Origin of the sequence: Nostoc sp., from assembly GCF_036919675.1 — a bacterium.
GTDB lineage: Bacteria > Cyanobacteriota > Cyanobacteriia > Cyanobacteriales > Nostocaceae > Nostoc.
The window spans coordinates 166,626-174,298 of record NZ_JBALCP010000114.1 but is presented as its reverse complement, the minus strand read 5'-3'; the positions used below and the strand labels follow the sequence as shown (position 1 = coordinate 174,298).

The following is a 7,673-nucleotide window of genomic DNA, read 5'->3' as shown; positions in this document are numbered from 1 at the left end:
AACCACCTCTCACCCCTTCATAATGATTATCATTATTTTTTAAATGTCAGCTTATAATTTTTTTTGAGTAATTTATTCCTTGGAAGTCCCTAAATATCAGCAGCTTGGGGCGGTTTCTTGAAGATTAGATAATTTAGAAATAACTAACTTAAACTTTGGTGGACAGTATTTGCTATCGCTTTACTCAGAATTGCACATCCTTATATTCCAACTAGGCAGGCATTTTCTGGCTGTGCGTTGTAAGAACCTCCAAAACAACTCATTGAATTCAAGGCAAAAACACATTCAAGGGATGCCACAAATTTGGAGCGATCACAATATCATTAGAGCAGGAGGCACAAGCTCTAACTTAAAAGTTCTTGGTAACTTTTAACCTGTTTGTACCTTGCTCTTACATCTAGCATTTTGTTTGTTCAGCAACAAGACATGTTTACTAAACTTTAATACCATTAATTTATCGCAATAATTTAGAAATATTGCTTAAAAATTGTCCCACTTGTTATATATTGGCGTTAATGCCAGCATTATCAAGTGGGCTAAAAATTCAGAAGCTGTTATTGAGCAGAACCGCGTGTAGTAGGATCATCTGCGGTAGAAGAACCGCTATTAGATTTACTGTTTGACTGGTCTACTCCTTGAGGTGGAGTGGTTTTAGAGGTGTCACTTTTCGTACCTGGAGCGACAGTATTAGTAGAAGTATCGCCCTTGTTCTGCGAAGTCGGAGTATTACTCGTTGGACTCGTCGGGCTTTGTGTGGCTTTGGGGGTTGGCTGGGTTGCAGAAGGTGCTTTTTGTGCCGCAGGCTGCTGGGGTGGAATAGTAATGTTAATATCCGGTTGGCGAGGTGGTGCAGATGGAGGTATAACCTGCTGTGGAACAGGAACAGGAACAGGAACAGCAACAGGTACAGGTACTTCCCTAGTTCTTTCAATTATCGTCGTTCGTGGTTGAGGAGATGCACTGGGGGTTGGACTACTCTTACTCGGTACAGGAACCACGACCGGCACAGTATTGTTAACCGCTGCGTTATTCTGCTGGTTGAAGTACCAGACCCCACCTATAACCAAACTAAGCAAGGAAGTAATAATAACACCCAATAGCAAACCGCCACTAGCATTGTTATTGTCACGCTCGGCTAAATCAGCTTGCTGATTGCTACGCTCAGTATTTCGACCTTCTACGTAACCATTACTATAAGAGTTGGGATTATCTGTGCTGTTTTTGACTGTTTCAGTTGTTCGCGTCAAGTCAGTGTGAGTATTACCATTAATATCAGTGTAAGATTCTTGCTTAACTTCACTGTTTTTCCTTTCGTGTTCATTGGGAATAGACATAGCTGTTGATTTAACTCCTCAGATACGATATTGACAAATTAAAGCTTTGTAAGAACAAGAGGTTTTTATGAGTTGAAAAATGTATGTTGCTGATAAAATTGAGTTTTATTTGCTACCCAATCGCTGGTACTTCTCAGTATAACCTCTGTGATTAGCAAGTGGCTCTATCTCTAGGGAGTTAATACTCAATCAAAAGAAAGAGTACCTCCAAAGATAGATGTTATAAAACTGTCAGGTGATGCATTGATAAAAAATCTAGTAATTTACTGAAATCATCTAAATTTTTAATTTGTCCTTAGATATCGCATCGCCAAAGCTTGATTGTCATATCTCGACTACCACTAGCTAGGGTTTTGCCATCGGGACTGAAAGCGACAGAGTTAACCCAATCCGAATGGTTATCCAAAGTGTAAAGATTTTGTCCAGTGCTAACATTCCATAGCTTCACAGTATGATCTGCACTACCACTAGCAAGATGCTGACCATCGGGGCTAAAAGCTACAGACCAAACATAACTATGATGTCCCGCAAGTGTGTTACTTAGCTTACCTGTACTGATGTTCCATAACTTGATAGTCTGGTCATAACTACCACTAGCTAAAATTTGCCCATCAGGGCTAATGGCAACACAAGTTACCCAACCTGAATGCCCGTTGAGAGTTTGCAGCAGTTTTCTACTCTTCAAATTCCACAGCTTAATGGTATTGTCTGCACTACCACTAACTAAAATCTGCCGCTTTGGGCAAATAGCAAGGGAGTAGACCAAGTAGGAATGACTTTTGAGGACGTGCGACAATTGTCCCATGCCTATATGGGAAATCTTGATCGTGGTGTCTCTACCGCCACTGAGGACAGTTTGACCATCCGGACTAATGATTACAGAAAAAACTGGGGTTGAATGTACTTTGAGGGTGCTGAGTAATTTACCTGTAGATACTTGCCAAATCATCATGCTGCTGTCATCACTTCCACTAACCAGAGTCTGGCTATCTGGGCTGTAGGCGAGGCATCTTACCCATTTTGTATGACCAGTGAGAGTATGTAGCAATTTCCCTGTGTCGAGATGCCAAATTTTGATAGTCTTATCAGTACTTCCACTAGCCAGAGTTTGCCCATCTGGACTAATTACAGTAGTAAAAACCCAGTTTAGATGACTCAGGGTGTGTACACATTTCCACGGTGAAGGTTGAGGTTGTGGTTCAGGTGGTGGTGGTGGTGGCGTTGGTGACTTTGGTGGCTTTGGTATTGATGATGAAGGTTTAGGCGATGCTTTTTTCTGTTTCAGTTCCAGTTCTGCGGCATTTTTAAAATCAGACCAAGCTCTATTTTCATATCCCAGTTTTGAGCAAGCAAGCCCTCGGTATTTGTAAGCTTCAAAGTAATTAGGGTTGAGACGAATCGCTTGGCTAAAATCTTCAATTGCTTCAGTATATTTCCCTCTTTGAGCTTTCTCCATGGCCCGTTTATAGAAACTTTCAGCATTGAATGTAGTGGAATCAATTGTGGTGGAAGTAGAAGCTGATTGATTTGTCTCACTTGGTTGATAAGACTTTAACCTTCCATAAGCTTGATTGATTTCTTTGATTTTTTCTTCCGCTTCTAGCTTTTGCTGCGGTTCGAGAAAACAATCTGGATGCCAAGTCTTAGCCATCTGGCGGTAAGCTTGCTTGACTTCCTCAACAGATGCACCTGGTTTTAACCCCAGAATATTGTAAACACGATTTATATCAAAGCGATCGCTCATACTAAGAAATCAGCAGCAAATCAAACTCTACTTAGTATTCCCAAGCATAAGTATTATCTAACTCAAGCTATGGTGTCGCCGTCTGAACCAACACGCAGTAGGGGCACAGCATTGCTGTGCCTCTAAGAATGATATGTATTCCGCTTCTTATCTCGAACGCCGATTTAGCCGCAGTAAACTTTTTATCCCCTGACAAAATCTTTTTACCAGAGTTCTAGGCTTTGATACCGGTCTTGGTGAGCGTGATGTACGTGCAGCGCCCGGATTTATTAACTCTTGTTCTATTTGTGCAGCTTTATTTAAATCTGAAGCAGCTCTATATTCGTATCCTAGTTGAGAGCAAACTAGCCCACGATATTTATATGCGTCAATATAGTGAGGATTGAGACGAATCGCGTGGGTAAAATCTGCGATCGCATCTTCATATCTTCCTTCTGTAGCATTCTCTACTCCCCAACTATAAAAAGTTTCTGCATCCCAACGATTCACAGATATTTTTGTGGGATTTGTAGGCGAAGATGAAGATGGGTTTTCAGGAGTAGGAGGCTCGGATGGACTTTCAGATTTGAGCTTGTTGTAAGCTGCGTTGATTGATTTGATTTTTTCCTCAGCTTCCTGTTTTTGCTTTTGATCAAGAAAGCGATCGGGATGCCAAATTTTTACCAGTTGACGGTAAGCTCGCTTCACTTGTGCTTGTGATGCACCAGTTTTCAGCCCAAGAATTTCATAAGCATGATTGAGATCGAAGTCATCGCGCATACTGAAAAAATCGGCAACTATATAAATCTATGTTAACTATTCCTCTAAATCTCCTTCAATCAACCCAAACACCCCATTCTGGCTATCACTGGGATGGCAGTAGTCGCCGCTTCTTTGAAGGCTGGTATTACCGCATCACGTTACCGGAAATTGGGCAAACATTCGCCTTTATGTACTCCATCGAAGACCCCATCGGCGGTAAACCCCACAGTGGTGGTGCAGCCCAAATCCTCGGCCCGGATGATGAGTATTTATGCCGGACTTTTCCTGATGTGAACAAATTTTGGGGTAGTCGAGATGTCCTGGGTTTAGGTCATTGGGGTAAAACGGATTTGCAAGTTTCTCCTCTGTACCTTCTACCAGCAGAGTTTGAGCATCATGTTCAAGAGGGCTATCAAGCTACAGCTACCTTGAATCAGGGAATTATTCGCGATCGCGCCACCAATAATTATTGCCGTTGGGAATATGAAATTCAACCAGTATATGGTTGGGGTAATAAAAATAGCATTCAGCAATCAACCGCAGGCTGGCTCTCATTCTCTCAGATTTTTGAACCCGGATGGCAAATTTTAATGGCTCACGGTTTAGCCAGTGGGAACATTGACTGGAATGGCAAAATCTACGAATTCACCAACGCCCCAGCCTACGGTGAGAAAAATTGGGGTGGTGCTTTTCCCCAAAAATGGTTTTGGATAAATTGTAATTGTTTTGAGGGCGAACCCGACTTAGCATTAACTGCTGGCGGTGGACGGCGGGGTGTACTGTGGTGGATGGAATCTGTAGCGATGATTGGGTTGCACTATCAAGGCAAGTTTTATGAATTTGTTCCCTGGAATTCACAAGTAGACTGGCAAATTCAGCCTTGGGGTAGATGGCAAATGAAAGCTACCAACTCTAACTATGAAATTGAATTAACAGGAACTACGGATCTACCTGGTACACCTCTGCGTGCGCCTACAGAGGAAGGTTTAAGATACTGTTGCCGAGACACCATGCAAGGAAAGCTAAATTTAGAGTTACGAGAATTAAATGGCAGAAAATCTCAAATAATCCTGAAAGCAGAAAGTTTTCTTTGTGGTTTAGAAGTAGGGGGCGGCTCTTGGGATAATTATTGGCAGTCTCGCTAAAATTACTGCTATGATTATATATGCTTCATATTTGGGGTTGTAGCTCAGTTGGATAGAGCGGACGCCTCCTAAGCGTCAGGTCGTGCGTTCGAGCCGCACCAGTCCCGTAAGCAAAAAAATCCCTAAGACCTTGACTAATAGCAGGTCATAGGGATTTTATTTTTACCAGTCCTAAATTGGCAGCAGCTTTTAGTGACAAGACTGATGAAGTAGCATTAACTAAGCCGTCTGCTCAGAGTGTTGCCTGAATCTAAGCAATGTCAGAAAGTCCTCCAGAAATTCCAATAATAGAAAATGTGAAGCCGCCAGAGGTTAAACTGACGGCTTTAACATTATCTGAGACAGAAATGCTAATCAGCGACTCATTGCAAAAATCTGTTCAGCCGTTAAGGGAATGTTCGGAAACAATCTAAAATCAATTCGATCCTGCCCTCGAAACACCTTTGGGGGTAAATACTCTCCATCTTCAAGTTGGTAGATTGTAATGGTTGGCTGCTTGGGAGAGCCAATGAACCGAATACCACCAAAAGCAGCATAGTCCACAATTATGTACTCGAAAACCCCCAAGTCTTCATATTCAGCAAGTTTTGTCAGATAGTCGTCCTTCCAGTTGTTGCTAACGACCTCAATGATTCCGGGTGGTGGAATATATGCAGCAGCAGAACTAGAGCTAGTTTTCATCCTCTGCCATTCTTCTCTAGCAAATATGACAATATCTGCTTTCCGGCTTTTTTCCTTTTCTAGTGGTGATGTTTTGAGCCGAACCTGCTTGGACTGGCGCGATACGTAAGGCAGGTCATTTTCTTGGCAGTGATTTTCTAGGTAGGTACACAGTCGCTCGATCAAATCCTCATGATTTGCATTTGGTTCTGATAATGGCACAGGAATCCCATCCAATAGCTCAAACTCTCTGCCTGAACCATCGTCCCAGGCAAGAAACTCTTCAAAAGTCAGTGGTTGTGTGACGGTTGCATACATCGCCCTCGCTCCCTTGCTGACGGGTACTTCACTCAATGCTACCAAGATGTACAGCTTTGTCTATGAGTCCTGGTTAATTTTTTTGCCGTAGTTTTGAAACAACAGCTTGAGGTTGGGTAACAAAAGGCGATCGCAATTTGTGAGTGTAGTTTTGGTCTAATAAATAACATCGGATTTGTTTTATATAAATATCTAAAGACTGCTAAAAATTTTACCCTAGTATCACATAATAGTACAATAATACTATTGAATATAATACTTATTTTGACAATCACACTTCTAATATGAACCAATATAATTACTCTTGGGAAAACATAGCCTCTTTAGCAGGTCACACTAGCTGGGTTTATGGTGCCCCAATTGCTCCAGATGGTAATACTCTTGCTAGTGTTAGCTTCAATAAAATTCTCGTGTGGAATTTGATAGCAAAAAAACTGACTAATATCCTTGAAGGGCACTCGGAAGTGATTTCGTCTCTCAGTATTAGTCCAGATGGAAAGATAATTGCCAGTGGAAGTTTAGATAAAACGGTCAAAATTTGGGATTTGAGAACAGCAAATTTAATTTACACTTTAGCAGTGCGTAAAGACCCTATCCATTCTGTTGCTTTCAGTTCGGATGGTAAAATTCTTGCTAGTGGAGGAGAAAGTAAGTACAAGACCGAACAGGGTAAATCAACAACAATATATCTATGGAATACCTTAACTGGAGAGTTACTGCGTGCACTTGCAGGACATTCTTTAAGGATTAATAAGCTCGTTTTCAGTCCAGATGGGCATATTCTTGCTAGTGTTTGTAACCAAGGCATTGTAAAAATTTGGAATCCACATACAGGAGAGTTACTAAATACATTAAACATAATTGCTTTCGATATAGCAATTACTCCCGATAACAAATATTTAGTAAGTAGTGGAGAAGGTGGGATAAAAATTTGGAATTTTAACAATGGTGAATTGGGAAATATATTATCTGAAACCTCTGAGATTATACGTTGTTTTGCAATTCATCCCAGAAAACAAATTTTAGCTGCTGGTTGTCATACAAATATAGAAATATGGAATTTAACAAATAGGCAACTTCTTAACGTTTTAAATTCTCATCACTCAATAAGCGTTTCTTTTAGTCCTAATGGAAAGCTACTTTCTTCAGGTGATGCAACTTGTTTTGAAGGAGGAGATGGAGTCAAAGTTTGGAAAGCTCCTACTAATTTAGAGAAAATACCTGACTTTGATATTTTTCTGCCTGACACTAATATTTTAAAACTTGTTGATATACAGGAAAAAAATAAAGATGATGATTGTTTTAAAGCAGATAACATTAAAGATGCAAGAGAAAAATTTCTTGCTTCTATTGTTAGAAGGCAAGGTCAGTCTGGATTTCGTAAAACACTATTGCAAGCCTATAACGCAAAATGTTGTATAACAGATTGTGACGTGGAAGCTGTTCTGGATGCAGCTCATATAATTCCATACCAAGGAACTGACACGAACCATGTTGCCAATGGATTACTACTCAGAGCAGATATTCATAATTTGTTTGATCTTTATATGATTTCTATTAATCCAAAAATTGGAAAGGTGGAAGTTTCTTCAAGTCTTAAAGATACACAATACTGGTATTTAAATGGTAAAAATTTGTCTATACCGCTAGATTTAGCATTTCAACCCAGCAATGATGCTCTTAACTATCACTATAGCAAATTTATAGGCAAAGCTAAAGGTTTTCAATAGC

The 7,673-nt window shown here is 40.5% G+C and carries 6 protein-coding genes and 1 tRNA gene; 3 read left to right on the top strand and 4 right to left on the bottom strand.

What is annotated here, in order from left to right:
* Positions 1 to 554: 554 nt before the first annotated feature.
* The 3 genes from V7K49_RS25825 to V7K49_RS25815 form a co-directional block, all read right to left on the bottom strand.
* Positions 555 to 1,334: a hypothetical protein gene (locus V7K49_RS25825; RefSeq protein WP_335208175.1), complete on the bottom strand. Its 780-nt coding sequence runs from the start codon at positions 1,332 to 1,334 to the stop codon at positions 555 to 557.
* A gap of 295 nt (positions 1,335 to 1,629) precedes the next feature.
* Positions 1,630 to 3,078: a DnaJ domain-containing protein gene (locus V7K49_RS25820; protein ID WP_335208174.1), complete on the bottom strand. Its 1,449-nt coding sequence runs from the start codon at positions 3,076 to 3,078 to the stop codon at positions 1,630 to 1,632.
* Between the two features lie 147 nt (positions 3,079 to 3,225).
* A complete protein-coding gene (locus V7K49_RS25815; RefSeq protein WP_335208173.1) occupies positions 3,226 to 3,837 on the bottom strand; it encodes a J domain-containing protein in 612 nt (203 codons plus the stop codon).
* Positions 3,838 to 3,866: 29 nt separating this feature from the next.
* Between V7K49_RS25815 and V7K49_RS25810 the strand changes: the two genes are divergently transcribed.
* Together V7K49_RS25810 and V7K49_RS25805 are read left to right on the top strand one after the other, a co-directional pair.
* Positions 3,867 to 4,964: a tocopherol cyclase family protein gene (locus V7K49_RS25810; RefSeq protein ID WP_335208172.1), complete on the top strand. Its 1,098-nt coding sequence runs from the start codon at positions 3,867 to 3,869 to the stop codon at positions 4,962 to 4,964.
* A 33-nt stretch (positions 4,965 to 4,997) separates the two neighbouring features.
* A tRNA-Arg gene (locus tag V7K49_RS25805) sits at positions 4,998 to 5,071 on the top strand.
* 247 nt (positions 5,072 to 5,318) lie between these two features.
* Here V7K49_RS25805 and V7K49_RS25800 read toward each other — a convergent pair.
* Complete coding sequence (locus V7K49_RS25800) at positions 5,319 to 5,978, bottom strand: Uma2 family endonuclease (RefSeq protein WP_335208171.1); 660 nt, start codon at positions 5,976 to 5,978, stop codon at positions 5,319 to 5,321.
* A 248-nt stretch (positions 5,979 to 6,226) separates the two neighbouring features.
* Here V7K49_RS25800 and V7K49_RS25795 point away from each other — a divergent pair, with 248 nt between their 5' ends.
* Positions 6,227 to 7,672: an HNH endonuclease gene (locus V7K49_RS25795; protein WP_335208170.1), complete on the top strand. Its 1,446-nt coding sequence runs from the start codon at positions 6,227 to 6,229 to the stop codon at positions 7,670 to 7,672.
* Position 7,673 lies beyond the last annotated feature (1 nt).

What these genes read in the sequence shown, in the direction of transcription:
- V7K49_RS25820 (WP_335208174.1), bottom strand. Translation starts at nt 3,078, where the DNA reads ATGAGCGATCGCTTTGATATAAATCGTGTTTACAATATTCTGGGGTTA.
- V7K49_RS25795 (WP_335208170.1), top strand. Translation starts at nt 6,227, where the DNA reads ATGAACCAATATAATTACTCTTGGGAAAACATAGCCTCTTTAGCAGGT.
- V7K49_RS25815 (WP_335208173.1), bottom strand. Translation starts at nt 3,837, where the DNA reads ATGCGCGATGACTTCGATCTCAATCATGCTTATGAAATTCTTGGGCTG.
- V7K49_RS25825 (WP_335208175.1), bottom strand. Translation starts at nt 1,334, where the DNA reads ATGTCTATTCCCAATGAACACGAAAGGAAAAACAGTGAAGTTAAGCAA.
- V7K49_RS25810 (WP_335208172.1), top strand. Translation starts at nt 3,867, where the DNA reads ATGTTAACTATTCCTCTAAATCTCCTTCAATCAACCCAAACACCCCAT.